The organism is Corallococcus sp. AB011P, assembly GCF_003611605.1.
Taxonomy (GTDB): Bacteria; Myxococcota; Myxococcia; order Myxococcales; family Myxococcaceae; genus Corallococcus; species Corallococcus coralloides.
In genome coordinates this window covers 52,859-68,778 of record NZ_RAVX01000002.1, presented here as the reverse complement: position 1 = coordinate 68,778, position 15,920 = coordinate 52,859, and the positions used below count along the sequence as shown (strand labels likewise).

Sequence of the window (15,920 nt, the reverse complement as noted above, 5' to 3'; positions counted from 1 at the left end):
CCGTCACGCTGGATTCGCGGCCCGGCCGCCCTCGCTTCATGGGAGGGCCGCCGGGCCGTCGTCTTTCCTGGGGCTACTCCGCGCGCAGGCGCGTCCAGGCGGCCACGTAGCGCGACAGGCGCTCGGCGTCCTTGGGCGTCACGTCCTTCAGCCGGCGCACGTCCATGTTGTCCTCCAGGTCCGCCAGCTTCACGCGGCGGGCCAGGGGGTGGGGACGCAGCCGTTCGATGAAGGCCTCGTAGCTTTCGCCCTCGCGCTTCGTCAGGCAGTCCAGCGCGGACAGCACGTCCTCCGGGTAGCCCAGGCCGCGCAGGCGCTCCAGCGTGTACGGCGTGTCCTCCACCACGTCGTGGAGGATGGCCACGGTGCGCTCCGCGTCGGATGACAGACGCAGCATCACCCGCATGGGGTGGAGGATGTAGGGCTGTCCTGCCTTGTCGCGCTGACCCTGGTGCGCGGCCACCGCCAGGGCGATGGCGTCTTCGAGCGTGGGCATGGGCGGAAGCTTCTCACGCCCGGCGGACGGCTCAACGGTTGAGGTTGCCGGAGCCCGTGCCGCCCGCCGTCTGCGCCGTGTAGGCGTGGCCGCCGCCGTTGTACTGGAGGATGCCCTCCACGGCGAGCGCGTTGGGGTCCAACTGGTTGCTGTTACCCCGTCGCGGAATCATCGTCTCGCTGATGCAGATGGCGCCCACCACCACCTGTTGATCATTGTCGCGGTTCCACTCCGGGGCGAGCGGCTTGAACTCGTCCTCGTTGTCCCGGATGTAGAGGTACACGTCGTCCTTGCCGTCGCCGTCCAGGTCCGCGAACAGCGCGGGGTTGACCGTCTTGATGGCCGCGCGGCCGGCGGCGGTGCGCGGGTTGGCGGGCGCGGTGTTGGTGGGCGAGGCGATGGGGTCGTAGGCGCCCGGCGTGCTCAGGAAGGTGTTCCACTGGGCGTAGTTGCGGCCGAAGTAGCCGCGCGCCAGCTGCAGGCCGCTCTCCGCGCAGCCCTGACGCTGGCCCGCGCGGCTGGACGTCACGGCGCGCGTGCGCTCGCTGCTGGCGTAGGCCATCACGCCCGCCACCAGGCCCAGGAGCACGGTGACGAGCAGCACGACGAGCAGCAGCGTGGCGCCGCGGGTGGAGCGGGACGAAGCGCGTGGGGACATGGCGGAGGGCCTCACGGAGGACGGATTCACAGGCTGGCGGCGGCCAGGTTGGGCAGCTCCGCCCGGCGCGAGAAGAGGCTGCGGAAGTAGCCGTCCGCGGGGGCCGCGGCCGGGGTGTGGTTCTCCACCGCGATGGGCAGGTCCTCGGACAGGACGGACTTGCTCTGCGTGTCGCGCCGGGGCGAGCGGCCGGTGGCCACCACGCTGATGCGCACCGAGCGCAGGCCCGGCGTGTACTCGGGCTTGAGGCCGTTCTGGAAGTCGTAGCGGGAGGGGTCGCCCGTGTTGGTGGCGTCGATGCCGAACGCCACCTGGAAGTCCTCCACGAAGTCCTGCACCACCACCGGGTCGGCCATGTCCACGAAGGGGCGCCCCGACACGTCGCTGTCGGGGATGCCCTCCGCGCGCATCAGCGCCTTGCGGCCGTTGCTCGCGTTCGTCCCGATGAAGAAGTGCAACAGCCGCACGGGGTACACCAGGTCGCCCTTCTGGAAGCCGCCCTTGTGGGGCGCGTTGGAGAAGCCCGGCACGCCGAGCTCCAGGTAGTTCACCGTGGCCGTGGGCGGGGTGCTCATCACCGAGGTCTGGGTGAGCAGCGCGGCGCTCTTCATGTTGCTGGCCACCAGCATGGGGTTGGCGGGCGCGGTGCCGGCGAACGTGCCCATGCAGTTGACCTCCAGCGCGCCGGTGCCCGGCTTCACCACCGTCATCGCCGCGCCCGGCGCGCAGTCGCGGCCCAGGTAGTTGCGGTCCGGCACCACCAGCCACAGGTCGTCGCTGCCGTCCGCGCCAGGCACGTTGCCCGTCGTGGTGGCGGCGAGCACGCCCGCGCCCGCGCCGTCACCGCCGAAGACGGGGTTGATGCGCTGGGGCATCCCGCTGGAGACCACCCAGAGGCCCTCGGACATGCCCGCGCCGGCCTGGCGCACCGCCGACAGCAGCGTCTCTCCCGCGAGCCGCGCGTGGTCGTGGCTGTCCGCCACGTGCTCCGTGTTGTGCACCACGCGCCCGCCCGCGAGGAGCAGGGCCGTGGCCGCCGCCAGGATGATGGTGGTGAGCGCCGCGGCCACCATCGTCTCCAACAGCGTCATGCCGCGTGCCTGCGTCTGGAACCTCGACCGGATCCTCATTGGACGAAGACCTCGCTGTGCACGATGGCGCGCTCCAGGCTGTCGCCCTTGCGGTACGCGCGCGTCCAGAAGGTGAAGGGCAGCGCCCCGGCGGGCACCATCGCCTGGGCCGCGGGCGGCAGGTCCAGGGGCAGCCCCTTCGTCACCAGGACCTCGCGGCAGTAGACGTCGCGGGGCAGCACCGTGTCCGGGGTGGCGGTGGTGCAGGGCGTGCCGGCGGGCACGTCCAGCGCGGGCTCCACCTGACCCGTGGGGCGCACGCGGAAGTACGCGCCCGTGCCGATGTCGCCCGTCTGAGGCACGCTGGGGTCCAGCACCCAGGGCAACGTGGCCAGGGCCACGTCCGGCGGGAAGAGGGCGGGCCGGGGGACGGCCTGGTTCGCCAGGTCCATCTTGGACGCGAGCCACAGCCGCTGCACGCGCGCCTCCAGCAGCATGCGCCGGCCCTGGAGCACCTGGCCGTCCTTCACGTCGCGGGTGGCGGCCACCATGCCCATCACCGCGCCCACGGCGGCCAGCGCCAGGACGCACATGGCGATGAGCACCTCCAGCAGGCCGCTGCCGCGCCGGGCGGTGGAAGAGGGAAGGGCTCTCATTCGAGGAACCTCTGGCTCCAGTTGAGCAGCTGGTAGAGCACGCCGTTGTTGCCGGCCACGGAGTCCTTGGCGTTGGGGCTGGAGGCGCCGGTGCTGGTCGCGTTGTCGATGCGCGTGACGCGCAGGGCGCTCACCTCCGCGCCCACCACGTAGTCCGTGGACCCGCCGCCGCTGTCGCGGTGGTAGACGGCCACGCCGCCGTAGTTGGCCAGCGTCGCGCCGCTCATGGGCTGGATGCCCGCCTGCGTGGCCGCCGTGTTGCCCAGGTCGATGCTGTAGGTGTGGCCGCCGACGGACGCGCTCAGCAGCATGGGGTCGTTCACGGACTCCTCCGCGGTGCTGAAGTAGGCGGTGCGCCCGGCGATGGTGATGTTGCCGTAGACGTGCTCGGGCGCGGGGAAGATGAGCGGGAAGGGCGCGGGCTCCTGGAGCACGCCGTAGGTGTTCGCCTCCGTGTTGGCCAGGTTCGCGTTGATGAGCGAGCCGTCCAGCCGCTTGCCGTCCATGCCCAGGGGCAGCCGGAGCTCCGCGTCCAGCAGCAGCGCGTGGAAGCGGCCTCCCACCGTGTCCGGCACCCAGTCCATGCCGGCGGTGCCCACCAGGGCCACCACCTTGCCCTTGAACTGGCCGAAGGCGGAGGTGTTCGCCGCGTCGAGCGGAATGCGCGCCAGGCCCACGTTGGTGCTGATGGGCTGGCTGGTGACGGGCAGCCCGCCGATGTTCATCGCCGAGTACTTGCAGGGCGTGGCCTCCGTGCACACGGGGCCCGTGCGCGCCACGTTGACGTTCATTCCGGTGGACGCGTCCAGCTCCCAGAGCCGGCCCTCCATGTCACCCACGTAGAGGCGCGCGGCGCCGCTCGAGTCCTGCGACACGGTGGGCGCGGCGGGCGCGCTGTTGTCCACGCTGCTGGTATAGGCCTGCTGCCACTGCCACAGCTTCTGGCCGGTGGCCACGTCGATGGCGAACACCTGCACGCCCTTGGCGGGAGAGCCGGGAGAGCCCGCCACCGGCAGCGCGCCGGAGCTGCTGGAGGCGACGAAGACGGCGTACACGGGCTCCATGCCCAGCCGGCCCACGCCCACGGACAGCCCTCGCGAGCCGCCCAGGCCGCTGTAGTCATAGAGGCCGCTCGGCTGACGGCCCGGGTCCGCGCGCGGCGGCAGGAGGAAGAGGCTCGAGTCCTCGTCCCAGGTGTACGTCCAGTCCAGGCCGCCCTGGCCCTTGTCCGCCAGCGTCACCGCGGAGTTCGGCGCGCTGGCGGTGGCGTAGTGGCTGCCCACCAGGTGCCACAGCAGCACGGGCTTGAGCGGGTTGGTGACGTCCAGCGCGAACAGGTCGCGCCCCGTCTGGCCCACGTTGGCGACGAGCACGGTGTGCCACTCGCGGCGGCCGGTGCCCACGAAGTCCGCGAACACGTCGAAGACGGCGGGCGCGCTGTTCACCCGCGCGGTGTTGTTGCGCAGGCCCGCCAGCTGCGTGGCCGGCAGGAAGCTCCAGAGCTCCGTGCCCGGCGGGGGCGTGGTGCCGGTGCGGAAGCGCTGGGCGAAGTCCGTCTTGAAGCGAGCGCTGGCGTCCGGGTTGGGGAAGTTCAGGCTCTGCGCGGGGCCGTCATAGCGCGCGCCGCCGGAGACGTAGAAGGCGTGCACCTGGCCGTCCAGGCCCGCCGCGTAGGCCACCGTGGGCCGGGCGGCATTGGTGTCCGGGATGTGGGGGCTGGCCGTCACCACCACGGGCGACGAGTGGATGAAGCCGCCCAGGTGCGCCTTGTTGTCCGCGTCGTCGTTGTTGCACTGGGTGATGGAGGGCTCGAGGATGGGCGTCTCGCTGGCGCCGTCGCGGCCGGACTCCGTGGCATAGCAGTAGCCGCGCACCCGCTGGAGCATCATCGCCACCGCGTTGAAGTCCACGTACAGCTGCGTCTTGTTGATGAGCTCGTTGGTGACGCCGAAGTCCGCCCCGCCCAGCTGCGGTGAGTACTGCGTCGCCTGCTGCAGGTCGCAGACGCCGTCCGGGCCCTTCACGAAGTCGTAGCGGAAGCTGCCGTCACGCGTCGTGGCGCGGCCGAGCTTCAGCACGTCCACGCAGCCGGTATTGGGGGCCGAGCCGTAGCTGCGGTTGATGCGCGTGCCGGAGACCTCCTCCGGCTGCCAGCCCACCTGCATCACCCCGTGCGGCGCGGTGCGGCCGGAGCCCAGCGACGGGTTCACCGTCACCTCGCCGCCGAAGTAGGTGAAGAGGTTGCGGTCGCCGGGCGCGGGCATGCGCGCGTCCGCGTTCCACAGGGTGCCGTCCGACAGCGAGTTCTCCCCCGTGGACAGCGCATCCCCGCCAATGAGCGAGTGCGCGCGCAGCGTGCCCGGGTAGTAGGGGAACACCCAGTGCGAGCCCTGCGCGGGCGTGTACGTGTCCGCGCCGGGCGGGTAGCCCGTCACGGCGTTGTAGGACGTCTTGAACAGCAGGGCGCGCGAGCCGTTGGTGTCGCTGCCGTTGGTGTCGTCCAGCGCGACGGGCGCGGACACGGTGCGCTCGCTCTGCAGCGGTTCGCTTCCCAGGTTGAGCAGCGTGTTGAGCACGATGCGCGTGCCCGCGACGCTGTCCTTGAAGTCATGGCCCGCCAGATAGACGATGGTCGCCTTCTGCGGATCATTGTCCTTCTGGTTGAAGGAGAAGAAGTCGTTGCCGCGAAGGGTGTGCGCCGCCACGTGCGTGGGGTTGTCGTACTGGTTGCCCGTGGCGTAGTTCACCCAGCTCACCGCCAGCCGCCGCACGCCGTTCTTGAAGGTCGTCCGGTAGTTCTCCGTCTCGCCCGCCACGTTGTTGAAGCGGAAGTCACCCAACTGGGAGAAGGGGTCGCCCGGGTTGGGGTAGAGGATGCAGGCGGGCCGGGGCGAGGACTCGTTCATGTAGTCCGGGTCCGTGCAGTTGCGGCCGTCCCAGTTCTTGCCGCTGCCGCCGAGCTTGTTCTTCTCGAAGAGGTCTTCGCCCTGGAAGCGCGTGGAAGGCACCAGCCCTCCGCCCACCTTGTCGGTGTGCTCGTAGGACCAGATGCTGGTGCACTCGGCGAACAGGCCGTTGCCGCGCTGGTTGGTGAAGTAGGCGATGTTGTTGAGGACGTTCTCCGCCTGGTTTCCGGCGCCGTCGCCGTTGGAGCGGTACTCGGCGCGGGTGCTGTCGCCAATCTGCCAGTGCGGCGCCCAGAACACGCGGTAGCGCGGGCGCTGGGTGGCGGGGTCCACGGCGTTGAGCAGGCCGTTGGGGAACGCCGTGGTGGAGATGAGGTCCGCGTTGGCGTGGAGCGCGTCGTAGATGAGGCCGGGCCGTCCGCCGTTGAGGCTGCAGCCGCTGGTGGTGCCCTGCGGGCAGCCGCCCGCGCCGTTGAAGTCCAGGCCCGCGTTGCGCAGGTAGTCGTCCAGCATGCCGCCCTTCACGAATGACTTGTCCGTCGCGTTGTCGTCGTCCAGGTCCAGCAGGGCGATCTTCGGAGGCACGCGGTTCAACCGCCGGCCAATGGGCGCGTTGAACTCGATGGTGGCCTGGTGCATGCGCACGTAGAAGCAGCCGCTGCCGTTGCTGAACGTGTTGCAGTTGCACGTCGTGCGGAACTTGTTCGGCGCGTCCGCCCCGGCGGAGGAGTTCAGGAAGTCGAGCGCGTTCTTCGCGTCCTTCGCGTCGATGATGAACGCGCCGCCCATGTACTGGACGTCGCGGAAGCCGCTGGCGGTGTTGAGCGTCGTGGCCGTGAAGTTCGGCCGCGCCTGGTTCGTGCTGGTGGTGAAGTTGTCGATGTTCGCTTCGGGGAACAGGCCGCTCGAGGGCAGCGCCTGCAGGGGCGGCACCGGCACGACGGGCGCCGCGTCCGCGCGGGAGATGTGGAAGTCGCAGCCGTCATTCCAACTGGGGTCGTTCCACTGGCCGTTGTGCGGCAGGGGCGGCAGGTGCTTGTTGGTGGGCACGCAGCGGTTGGGGGACCGCTTCGTGTCGTCGATGGCCAGGTACACCGTCACCGGGTGGTTGGCGTTGAATCCGCCCGCCTCGTTGGACTGCAGCAGGCGCCACACCAGGCCGTAGGCCGACAGGCTTCCACAGCCCTGCTGGAAGGTGGCCTGCTCCGGAATGATGAGCGCGCCCTGGCTGAAGGTGACGATGTCCGTCGCGGACGCCGGCAGCGCCGTCAGCAGCGCCAGGCCCAGCAGGATTCGCCGCGCCGCGGAAATTCTGGGGGAGATGGAGGCCAAGGGTTCACCGGGGGTTGGGGACCGACTGACCCCCTCGGGGTCGGGGGTCACCCTCGGCTTGTGCACACCGTGTGCCCCGGCGTGGGGGACTCCCGTGCGAGGGGAGCTTTGGAAAGAAACCGTGTGGCTGTGGGTGGGCGAGGTCAGCGGCTACGCAAAGCTTGCGAGGTCCGCACGTCGTGCGTAGCGGCGGAGGCCTGGTCGCCTAATCCGCGAGCTTGCCGCCCCGGCCGGCCTTCTTCTCGGAGGTGCGCTTCTTGTCCTCCAGGCGCCGGCGCTTGGAGCCCAGGGTGGGGCGGGTGGCCTTGCGGACCTTGGGGACGAAGGTGAGGGCCTGCAGGCCGGCGCGCAGGCGGCGCATGGCGGCGTCCTTGTTCTGGGACTGGCTGCGGCGCTCGGTGGCGGTGACGGACAGCTCCGTGGGCGGGTGGCTGAGGCGCACGCCGCTGGCGGTGGTGTTGCGGTGCTGGCCGCCGGGTCCGGAGGCGATGAAGAACTCCACGTCGCAGACCTTCAGCAGGGCCTCGTCATCCAGGGCGAGGGCCTCCCGGGCGGCCTGGCGTCGAGCGGGTGCGATGGGTGTGGTCGGCGGCGTCATGGAGGTCCTCAAGTTAGCGCCGCGAAGACGCCACCGGTACCCCGCGCCTGACACCGGGCGGCGCGGGGCCTGCTCAGGTGAAGTTCAGGTTGAAGGTGAAGCCTGTCTTGGCTGTGCGCCCGGTCTCGTCGGTGGCCACGAACTTCACCACGTAGGGCAGCACGGAGAGGGAGCGGTCCGTGGTGACGCGCACCTGCGCGGTCGTCTCGCCCGGGGCCAGGGTGACGGGGTCGGAGCCGAGCCGCGTCGTGCCGGGGGTATCCAGCGTGATGGTGAGCGCGCCGGTGAAGCCCTCCGCGCGTGTCACCGTCACCGTCACCTGGGCGGACTGGCCGGGCGCCACGTTCACCTGCCGGGGCTCCACGGCGATGGAGAAGTCCTCGTTGGGCTCGGGGGGCTCCAGGATGATCAGGGAGATGTTGCCCCGGGCAGTGACGTTGTTGGCCGGGTCCTCCGCGACGAGCTGCAGCGCGTTCACGCCGTAGCTCGTGACGCTGGGGGCCACCGTGATGGTGGCGGTGGTTCTGGCGAGGGTCTCTCCCTCCGGGAGGGAGAAGTCCGGGCCGAAGGTGACGCCCTCGGGAGCGATCGCCGCGCGCACGCGCACCTCGCCCAGGTTGTCCGCGATGCGCTGGATGGCGAGGTCATAGGGGACGGAGTCGCCGGGCGCGGTGGTGACGGTGTCCTGGCCTCCCCAATCCAGGTGGTAGTAGGGCGTGTTGCCGCCACAGCCCAGGGCCAGCGCGCAGGCGAGGACGGCGAGACGGGGGAGGGAACGCGGCATGGGAGGGCTCCAGGGGTGGTGAAGCGGGGTTGAGCATGGGGCCGGGGCGAACGGGCCCGCAAGCGTCCCCGGGGAAGACGGGCGTCAGCGGAACAACGAACAGGCGGCGAGATAAGTCCCGACGTGGGCCTCCAGCGACGGCGCCAGCGGCCGCGCGTAGCCGCCGCCCAGCGTGAGCACCACGGGGAGTCCGCGTTCCTTCGCCGCGCGCATGACGCGCAGGTCGCGCTCGCGCAGCCCCGCGTGGGTGAGCGAAAGCCGGCCCAGGGTGTCCTCCTCCAGCGGATCCACGCCGGCCTGGAAGAAGAGCAGGTCGGCGTGGGCGGACTCCAGGACGTGGGGCAGGTGCGCGTCGAGCGCGGCCAGGTACTCCGCGTCCCCCACGCCGTCCTCCAGCCCCAGGTCCAGGTGGGAGGAGTGCTTGCGGAAGGGGAAGTTGTGCTCGCCGTGCATGGAGAAGGTGAAGACGGACGGGTCGCCCGCGAAGGTGGCCGCGGTGCCGTTGCCCTGGTGCACGTCCAGGTCCACCACCACCGCGCGGCGGATGGCCCCTTCGGCCTGGAGCACGCGGATGGCCACGGCGATGTCGTTGAAGACACAGAAGCCCTCCCCGTGGTCCGGGAAGGCGTGGTGCGTGCCGCCGGCCAGGTTCGCGCCGAAGCCGTCCTCCAATGCGGCGCGGGCGGCGGCCAGGGTTCCGCCCACGGACGCGCGCGCGTTGTCCACGAGCCTCAGGGACCAGGGGAAGCCCAGCCGGCGCAGCTCCGCGCCGGTGAGGGTGCCGCCGAAGAAGGCGTCCAGGTAGCGCGGGGTGTGGACGCGCTCCAGTTCATCGCGCTCCGCGCGAGGGGCCTCGTGGAAGGCGGCGGGGGGAAGGATGCCGCGCTCGAGCAGGATTTCGCGCAGCAGTCGGTACTTCTCCATGGGGAAGCGGTGCCCGTCGGGCAGGGGGACCAGGTACCGGCCGATGTGGAAGACGCGCACGGACCCGGGGCGTAACGCCCGTTCCGGAGGGGTGCAACCGGGGGCGTAGAACTTCCGGCGGGCCTGTCCGTTACAGGAGCAGGCGGCGCGGATGTGCCCGCCGCGCAAGCCCGTCATCCGGAGCCCACCCATGAACCTGAAGCCCCTCTCGCGGGCCGTCCTGACGGCCGCGCTCGCCACCGGTCTGTCCGCCACCTCCGCCTGGGCCGTCACGCCCGTCCGCACGCCGTCGTCCACACAGAAGCCCGCCGCTTCGGAGAAGCCCTTCGTGAAGGGGGCGCCCACGAAGCCCACGGACACGCCGGCCACCGGCCCCCAGACGCCCACGGGGCAGGGCACGCAGGCTCAGGCCCAGGGGCAGGACGCGCAGGCCCAGCCGCAGGGCCCTCGGCCTGAAATCGAAGTGGCGTTCGTGCTGGATACGACGGGGTCGATGGGCGGCCTGCTGGAGGGCGCCAAGCAGAAGATCTTCTCCATCGCGTCGCGCATCGCGAAGGGCAAGCCCACGCCGCACCTGAAGGTGGCGCTCGTGGCGTACCGGGACCAGGGGGACGCGTACGTGACGAAGCGCTTCGACCTGAGCGACGACATGGACTCCATGTTCGCGGAGCTGCGCAAGCTGGAGGCGAACGGGGGCGGGGACTTCCCCGAGCACGTGGGGCGCGGCCTGGGCGAGGCCGTGTCGCTGCTCAAGTGGAGCCAGGACCGCGAGGTGATGAAGGTCATCTTCCTGGTGGGCGACGCGCCCCCCGCCCAGCGCGAGGCCGCCTGGGACTTCAAGCTCTGGTCCAAGCGCGCGAAGGAGCGCCACATCGTGGTGAACACGGTGCGCTGCGGCGCGGACCCCACCACCGAGGAGTCCTGGCGCTACGTGGCGAAGCTGACGGACGGCACCTTCGACTCCATCGACGCGGCGGGCGGGATGGTGGCGGTGGCCACGCCCTTTGACGCGGAGCTGTCTCGCGTGAACGCGGAGCTGGCGTCCAAGACGCTGTACGGCGGACGCGCGGAGGCCCAGGCCGTGAACCGCGCCCGCGCGGAGGCGACCAAGGGCATGGCCGCGGAGGCCGTCGCGGACCGCATCAGCTTCATGAAGGAGAGCCGGGGTGTGGGCAAGAGCGCCGCCAGCGCCGGGGCGGTGAGCAGCGCGCCCGCGGCCGTCGCGGGCGGCGTGGACCTGCTGGAGAAGCCGGCCGCGCTCGCCACCCTCAAGGACGACGAGCTGCCCCAGGAGCTCAAGGGCCTCAAGAAGGAGGCGCAGGCCGCGAAGGTGAAGCAGCTGGCCGACGAGCGCAAGGTGCTGGAGGAGAAGGTCGCGAAGCTCGCCACCGAGCGCGACCAGTGGCTCACGAAGAACGCCCCCACCAAGGAGGACGCCTTCGACGCCAACGTGATGAAGAGCGTGAAGACGCAGGCCGCGAAGTTCGGCGTCACGTACTGAGTGACGCCACACGCTTCCGGGCGGTTACTCGCGCGTCACCGCCCGGAGCACGATTTCACGACGCTGATCCAACAGCCGCATCGCCCAGGGCCGCGTCACCCGGTAGACGCCGAAGTGGAGCACGGCGAACCCCAGGATGAAGGCCACGGACTGCCAGCCCGGCCCGTCCTTCCCCGCGGCCCGCAGCGCATGGCCAAACGGCATGCAGCCCACGCTGGCCGCGAGGATGCCCAGCATGGAAGCGGTGAGGGGAATGCGGTCGCGCCGCTTGAGGCTCGCGTGGAACTTCACCGGGAAGTACAGCGACAGGAAGTTGCCCGCGGCCAGCAGCATGGGCACCACCGCCGCCACCGCGGCCATGGCGCACAGGAAGTCCACGAGCGTGCCCGTGCCGAAGTACACCCGGTAGAAGGCGCCCACCAGCACCGCCATCCCCAGCGCCGCCACGCCCTGCACCCGGTTCTTCGCGCGCAGCACGTCCGCCAGGTTCATGGGCGCCGCCAGGAACACCGCGAAGCCGTGCCCGTCGTACGCGAAGGTGTTCTGCGAGAAGGTGGACGCGATGACCACCGCGCCGTAGATGCTCAGGCCGCCCATCACCCACGCGTCCGCGCTGCCGCCCAGCAGGTACACGAAGAGGTCCCTGCCGGAGAGCAGCTTCAGCAGGATGGCCAGGATGAAGGGCACCGCTGCCAGCAGCCTCGCGCGCGGGTTGCGCCACAGGTCCAGCACCTCGCGGCGCAGGAGCGTGTCGAAGCGCGAGCCCGTGGTGGCGAATGGATCGCTGTCCTTCCCATCCCCCCGGTCACCGCCGGAGCGGCCTCCCGCCTGCCGGTGGAAGCGCATCAAGAGCGCGTACGCCACCGTCATGCCCATGCCGGTGAAGAACAGGAGCCCGAAGGCCTCCAGCATGGCGATGCCCACGCGCCCGTGCGCCAGCTGTCCCAGCCCGTCACCGAAGAAGCCCGGCGGCACCTGGCTGAGCGCCACCGCCGCGTTGATGATGAGGCTCATGTCCAGCGCGCCCACGCCCGCCTCGCCCACGCTGGTGAGCCACGACGTGTCGATGGGCGGGATGAACGACGCGGCGACGAGGAACGCCACCATGCCGCCGCCCATGATGCGCGCGCTGTGCTTCGCCCTCAGCACGTTGATGACCGTGTAGAGGCCCACGCGGCTCCACGCCGCGCAGAAGAGCGCGAACAGCACGTAGAGCACCGCCGCCAGCCACGGTGACGCCAGCCGGTGGCGCGACGCATAGCCCACCGCCGCGCCGGTGAGGGGCGCGTAGAACACCAGCGCGCGCGGCTCGAAGAGGCTCGCCACCGTGGAGCCCATCAGCAGCCGGAACGGTGAGATGGGGAACGCGGCGTAGCGCGACAGCTCGGAGTGGTCATCCACGCCCGCGGACAACAGCGGCCACGTCACCCAGGTGGCGGCGGTGACGAAGCACAGCAGGTTGAGGATGAAGTACGGCCACACGTTGCTGTGCACGATGAGCGGCATCCGCATCAGCTTGAAGAAGCTCAGGCCCAGCAGCACGCCCGGCGCGCTGGAGCCCACGAACGCGGCCACCGCGAGCAGGCGGCTCCTGCCCGGGCCCTGGTTGAGGCCCAGGTGCAGGCGCAGGCCCCAGAGCAGCAGCAGGTGCTGGAAGAAGCCGGGGACCTTCGGACGCGGGCTGCTCACGCGGACTCCCGGCGCAGCGGCGCCACGTTCGCCGCGGGCTCGCCATAGAACGACAGCTTCGCGTTGCGCGCTGCGGGCACGGCGATCAGCTTCTCGAACACCGCCTCCAGCGTGGACACGCCGTGGCGCTGACGAAGCTGCTCCACCGGGCCCTGGTCCAACATGCGCCCGCCCCGGATGACGCCTGCGTGCGTGGCCAGCCGCTCGGCGATCTCCAGCACGTGCGTGGTGAGCAGCAGCGTCACGCCCCGGCGGGACAGCTCGCGCAAGAGCTCGCGGATGACGCCCGCGGCGAGCACGTCGATGCCCTCGAAGGGCTCATCCAGCAGCACCAGCTCCGGCGCGTGGATGAGCGCCGCCGCGATGGCGAGCCTGCGGCGCATGCCCTTGGAGTACTCCGCCACCAGCGCGCCCGCCTTGTACGTGAGCTCCGTCAGCTCCAGCAGCTCCACCGCGCGCGACGCGGCCTCCGCGCCGTCCAGTCCGTACATGCGCGCGCAGAAGGTGAGGTACTGACGGCCGGTGAGGCGCTCGAAGAGGCTCAGCTCCTCCGGCACCACGCCCACGCGCTGCTTCACGTCCAGGGGCCTGGCCACGGCGTCCACGCCGAGCATTCGGATGGTGCCCTGATCAGGCCCATACACGCCGGTGAGCAACGCGATGGAGGTGGACTTGCCGGCGCCGTTGGGGCCGAGGAACGCGTAGAAGGCGCCCCGTGGAATCTGAAGCTCCAGGCCGTCCAGCGCGGCGAAGGTGCCGAAGCGCTTGACGAGGCCGTGGGCGTCGATGGCCAGCTCTTGGCCGGCGGGTTCAACAGGAGGGGGCGTCATGAAGGACGCCATCACACCATGCACCGTGGGGTCGCCCACAATCCTCGGGTTGACGGATGGTGCGGCCCGCCGGGCGCTTCCCGACTCAGTGCACCATGGCCACCTCCGGCGGCCCGACGATCTGCTGCACGGTGGTGCGCACCTTGTCCAGGTCCACCGGCTTGGAGATGTAGCCGGCGGCGCCCACCAGCTCCGCCTCCCACTCGAAGCCGTAGCCGGAGATGATGATGATGGGCAGGTTGCGCGCCCTGGGCATCTTCTTGAGCGCGTCCAGCAGGCCCCAGCCGCTCATGACGGGCATGCGCAGGTCCAGCAGCACGGCGCCCGGGATGTCGTCCTCCAGAAGGTCCAGTGCCTCGCGGCCGTTCTTGGCCTCGATGGTGGCATAGCCCATCTCCTGGAGGGCATCGCAGATGAGCGTGCGGTGACTCGCGTCGTCGTCGACGACCAGGATGAAGTTCGACATGGGCTTGAGCCTCTGGAGTGGCGGCGTCTGCTTGGGGACCGCGATTCTATGGGGACGAAGATGGGAATGCCCCTTCCATTGCGGAAGGGCCTGCGTTTCTTTTCAACATTCCCCATAGAGCGACAGCGTGTTGCCGCCCAGCACCCCCGCGAGCGCGGCCTCGTCCAGCCCCAGCCCGGCGAGCGCCCGCAGCTCCCGGTCCCATGCATAGGGGATGTTGGGGAAGTCCGTCCCATAGAGGATGCGCTCGGGCCGGACCTCCAGCGCCTTCCGGGGAAGGGGCACGGGGAAGTAGCCGCCCACCGCCATGGTCGTGTCCAGCCAGAGCGTGTCATGGCGCTCCAGGAGGCGCGCGTACGCGTCGAACTCGTCCGCTCCCAGGTGCGGCACGCACAGCTTGAGCGTGGGATGATCCACGAGCACACGCTCCACCCGCTCCGCGGCGCAGAGTTGGTGCGGATCCACCGGGTACCGGGCGCTGGAGGGCTCCCGCCCCGAGTGCATCACGAGCGGCTTGCCCGCCCGGGCGCACGCTTCGTAGAGCTCGTGCAGCTGGGGCGCGTCCGGGGAGAAGGCCTGCACGTGGCAGTGCAGCTTCACGCCCTTCAGTCCCAGGGCGAACGCCTCCTCCAGGATGGCGACGGCGCCGGGCTCGCCCGGGTACACGGTGCCAAGGCCGATGACGCGGGGCTCGGCCTTCGCCACCTCCGCCACGAAGGCGTTGAGCGCGCGCGCCATGCCCGGCTTGTGGGCGTAGTGCAGGGCGACCACGCGCTCGACGCCCCGGGACAACAGGAAGGACAGCACGCGGGGCGTGTGCAGTTTGTAGCGGATGGGCCAGCCGTAGCGGTCGAACCAGCGCCACACCGCCTCGAAGACGCGATCAGGGAACAGGTGCACGTGCGCGTCCACGACGGGCGGCAGGCCGGGGTCCACGCGCGGCCCTTCCTCGTCCGCCAGCGCGGGCATGGGCATCTGGATGCCCTGCTCCCGCCAGGTCGCGGCCGGCGAGGACGCCAGGCACGGCACCGGCGCGTCGGCGTCCTCGTGCTCGCTGTGATCGTGCTCTGAAGGAGGCTCCCGGGGGGCCGTCATCCGCCCGTGCCCGGGCCGGAGGGCTTCTTCGCGTCCTCCTCGTCCAGGCGTCGCAGGTAGCTGTTGTGTGCGTAGCCCTGGCGCTCCAGCCGCTGCGACTCGATGGCGTCCGCGACCTTCGAACACACCTGGCCGAGCATGCGCAGGGACTCGGCGATCAACCGCTCCGCGTGATCCTGCGCGTTGGCGGACGGAATGATGGGACGGTCGCGACGGAACGGCAGGGGCAACTTCATCCGCTGGAATCTAAGGGATGCCCCCGTCAGGTGCCACGCGTCAGTCCCGCCCCGTCCCCTGGCCGCCCCTCCCGAGCTGGCGGGTTCACGGAGTGTTGACAGCGCGACGCGGCATTGCCCCCCGGGCCGGGTTAACGGCGTTGACAGTGTTCCACTTTACATTTTGCGCCGGTCCGGTCCCCGAGGGGCCCCTGCGCATGCCCTTGAGTGTTGGCAACCTCTCGGAATTCCGAAGGGTTTACGAATTTTCAAGCAGGGGGATGACAGCGCGGGGATTCGCCTCTACATTGCGTTCGTCGGATTTCACTCAAGAGGGTGCTGCGCATGGCTTACGACGGCGAGCTTGTGAAGATGCAGAACGGTCGCTGGGCGCGGTTCCAGCGGTGCCAGGTGTACCGGCCGGGCGTGACGGACGCCGGCGAGACCATGCTCCTGATCGCGGTGGAGCTGGAGGAGCGCTATCAGCAGCTGCTCGACGAGGCGGCGGATTCCCTCGCGGAGTACCGCTCCCAGGGCGTGCCCGTGCAGGTGCGGCTGGCGCCGGACGCGCAGGGGCTCACCCTGCACCCGGAGGCCCAGGCCTCCGTCTCGGTGAACTAGGCCCCCTGCCGGGGACACAGGTTGTAAAGCCACGGGCTCCGCGCTTCACTGCGTGGGGCCCGTCGCATTTACAGCGCCG

15 protein-coding genes are annotated in these 15,920 nt (G+C 70.6%); 2 read left to right on the top strand and 13 right to left on the bottom strand.

From position 1 onward, the window contains the following. Positions 1–73: 73 nt before the first annotated feature. The 8 genes from D7X30_RS05535 to D7X30_RS05500 form a co-directional block, all read right to left on the bottom strand. Positions 74–496, bottom strand: coding sequence for an HD domain-containing protein (locus D7X30_RS05535; RefSeq protein WP_120561811.1), 423 nt, complete (start codon positions 494–496; stop codon positions 74–76). A 31-nt stretch (positions 497–527) separates the two neighbouring features. Continuing rightward, on the bottom strand, positions 528–1,154 hold the full coding sequence (locus tag D7X30_RS05530; RefSeq protein WP_120561810.1) for a hypothetical protein: 627 nt from the start codon (positions 1,152–1,154) through the stop codon (positions 528–530). A 26-nt stretch (positions 1,155–1,180) separates the two neighbouring features. Further along, on the bottom strand, positions 1,181–2,245 hold the full coding sequence (locus D7X30_RS05525; RefSeq protein ID WP_233591413.1) for a PilW family protein: 1,065 nt from the start codon (positions 2,243–2,245) through the stop codon (positions 1,181–1,183). Positions 2,246–2,280: 35 nt separating this feature from the next. Beyond that, a complete protein-coding gene (locus D7X30_RS05520; RefSeq protein WP_120561808.1) occupies positions 2,281–2,880 on the bottom strand; it encodes a type II secretion system protein in 600 nt (199 codons plus the stop codon). Then, the gene (locus D7X30_RS05515; RefSeq protein WP_120561807.1) at positions 2,877–7,118 is read right to left on the bottom strand and encodes a hypothetical protein; all 4,242 of its coding nucleotides are present in this window, start codon (positions 7,116–7,118) and stop codon (positions 2,877–2,879) included. Before D7X30_RS05515 ends, D7X30_RS05520 begins: the two co-directional genes overlap by 4 nt. A gap of 205 nt (positions 7,119–7,323) precedes the next feature. Continuing rightward, positions 7,324–7,716, bottom strand: a complete 393-nt coding sequence (locus tag D7X30_RS05510) for a peptide chain release factor-like protein (RefSeq protein WP_120561806.1) — start codon at positions 7,714–7,716, stop codon at positions 7,324–7,326. A 73-nt stretch (positions 7,717–7,789) separates the two neighbouring features. Further along, positions 7,790–8,500 (bottom strand): hypothetical protein, encoded by a 711-nt coding sequence (locus tag D7X30_RS05505; RefSeq protein ID WP_120561805.1) that lies wholly within the window; start codon positions 8,498–8,500, stop codon positions 7,790–7,792. Between the two features lie 84 nt (positions 8,501–8,584). Then, positions 8,585–9,484: a histone deacetylase gene (locus D7X30_RS05500; protein ID WP_120561804.1), complete on the bottom strand. Its 900-nt coding sequence runs from the start codon at positions 9,482–9,484 to the stop codon at positions 8,585–8,587. A gap of 130 nt (positions 9,485–9,614) precedes the next feature. On the opposite strand from D7X30_RS05500, the gene D7X30_RS05495 reads away from it, so the two are divergent. Then, positions 9,615–10,925, top strand: coding sequence for a VWA domain-containing protein (locus D7X30_RS05495; protein WP_120562560.1), 1,311 nt, complete (start codon positions 9,615–9,617; stop codon positions 10,923–10,925). A 24-nt stretch (positions 10,926–10,949) separates the two neighbouring features. On the opposite strand, the gene D7X30_RS05490 is transcribed toward D7X30_RS05495, so the two are convergent. From D7X30_RS05490 to D7X30_RS05470, 5 genes are all read right to left on the bottom strand, one after another. Then, a complete protein-coding gene (locus tag D7X30_RS05490) occupies positions 10,950–12,614 on the bottom strand; it encodes a hypothetical protein (protein ID WP_120561803.1) in 1,665 nt (554 codons plus the stop codon). Beyond that, entirely contained in the window at positions 12,611–13,444 is an 834-nt protein-coding gene (locus D7X30_RS05485) for an ABC transporter ATP-binding protein (protein WP_120562559.1), read from the bottom strand. The genes D7X30_RS05490 and D7X30_RS05485 overlap by 4 nt, the downstream gene beginning before the upstream one ends. Positions 13,445–13,529: 85 nt before the next feature. Continuing rightward, on the bottom strand, positions 13,530–13,910 hold the full coding sequence (locus D7X30_RS05480; protein WP_014394116.1) for a response regulator: 381 nt from the start codon (positions 13,908–13,910) through the stop codon (positions 13,530–13,532). 102 nt (positions 13,911–14,012) lie between these two features. After that, entirely contained in the window at positions 14,013–15,005 is a 993-nt protein-coding gene (locus D7X30_RS05475) for an amidohydrolase family protein (protein WP_120561802.1), read from the bottom strand. Then, positions 15,002–15,241 carry a hypothetical protein gene (locus D7X30_RS05470; RefSeq protein WP_120561801.1) on the bottom strand — a complete coding sequence of 80 codons (240 nt, stop codon included), beginning with the start codon at positions 15,239–15,241 and terminating at the stop codon, positions 15,002–15,004. Before D7X30_RS05470 ends, D7X30_RS05475 begins: the two co-directional genes overlap by 4 nt. A 324-nt stretch (positions 15,242–15,565) precedes the next feature. On the opposite strand from D7X30_RS05470, the gene D7X30_RS05465 reads away from it, so the two are divergent. Next, positions 15,566–15,841: a hypothetical protein gene (locus D7X30_RS05465; RefSeq protein WP_120561800.1), complete on the top strand. Its 276-nt coding sequence runs from the start codon at positions 15,566–15,568 to the stop codon at positions 15,839–15,841. The last annotated feature ends 79 nt before the right edge of the window (positions 15,842–15,920 follow it).

Bases quoted from the DNA above. Each gene is read 5' to 3' on its own strand.
- D7X30_RS05535 (WP_120561811.1), bottom strand. From the start codon at position 496: ATGCCCACGCTCGAAGACGCCATCGCCCTGGCGGTGGCCGCGCACCAG.
- D7X30_RS05530 (WP_120561810.1), bottom strand. From the start codon at position 1,154: ATGTCCCCACGCGCTTCGTCCCGCTCCACCCGCGGCGCCACGCTGCTG.
- D7X30_RS05525 (WP_233591413.1), bottom strand. From the start codon at position 2,245: ATGACGCTGTTGGAGACGATGGTGGCCGCGGCGCTCACCACCATCATC.
- D7X30_RS05520 (WP_120561808.1), bottom strand. From the start codon at position 2,880: ATGAGAGCCCTTCCCTCTTCCACCGCCCGGCGCGGCAGCGGCCTGCTG.
- D7X30_RS05510 (WP_120561806.1), bottom strand. From the start codon at position 7,716: ATGACGCCGCCGACCACACCCATCGCACCCGCTCGACGCCAGGCCGCC.
- D7X30_RS05505 (WP_120561805.1), bottom strand. From the start codon at position 8,500: ATGCCGCGTTCCCTCCCCCGTCTCGCCGTCCTCGCCTGCGCGCTGGCC.
- D7X30_RS05495 (WP_120562560.1), top strand. From the start codon at position 9,615: ATGAACCTGAAGCCCCTCTCGCGGGCCGTCCTGACGGCCGCGCTCGCC.
- D7X30_RS05485 (WP_120562559.1), bottom strand. From the start codon at position 13,444: ATGACGCCCCCTCCTGTTGAACCCGCCGGCCAAGAGCTGGCCATCGAC.
- D7X30_RS05480 (WP_014394116.1), bottom strand. From the start codon at position 13,910: ATGTCGAACTTCATCCTGGTCGTCGACGACGACGCGAGTCACCGCACG.
- D7X30_RS05475 (WP_120561802.1), bottom strand. From the start codon at position 15,005: ATGACGGCCCCCCGGGAGCCTCCTTCAGAGCACGATCACAGCGAGCAC.
- D7X30_RS05470 (WP_120561801.1), bottom strand. From the start codon at position 15,241: ATGAAGTTGCCCCTGCCGTTCCGTCGCGACCGTCCCATCATTCCGTCC.
- D7X30_RS05465 (WP_120561800.1), top strand. From the start codon at position 15,566: ATGGCTTACGACGGCGAGCTTGTGAAGATGCAGAACGGTCGCTGGGCG.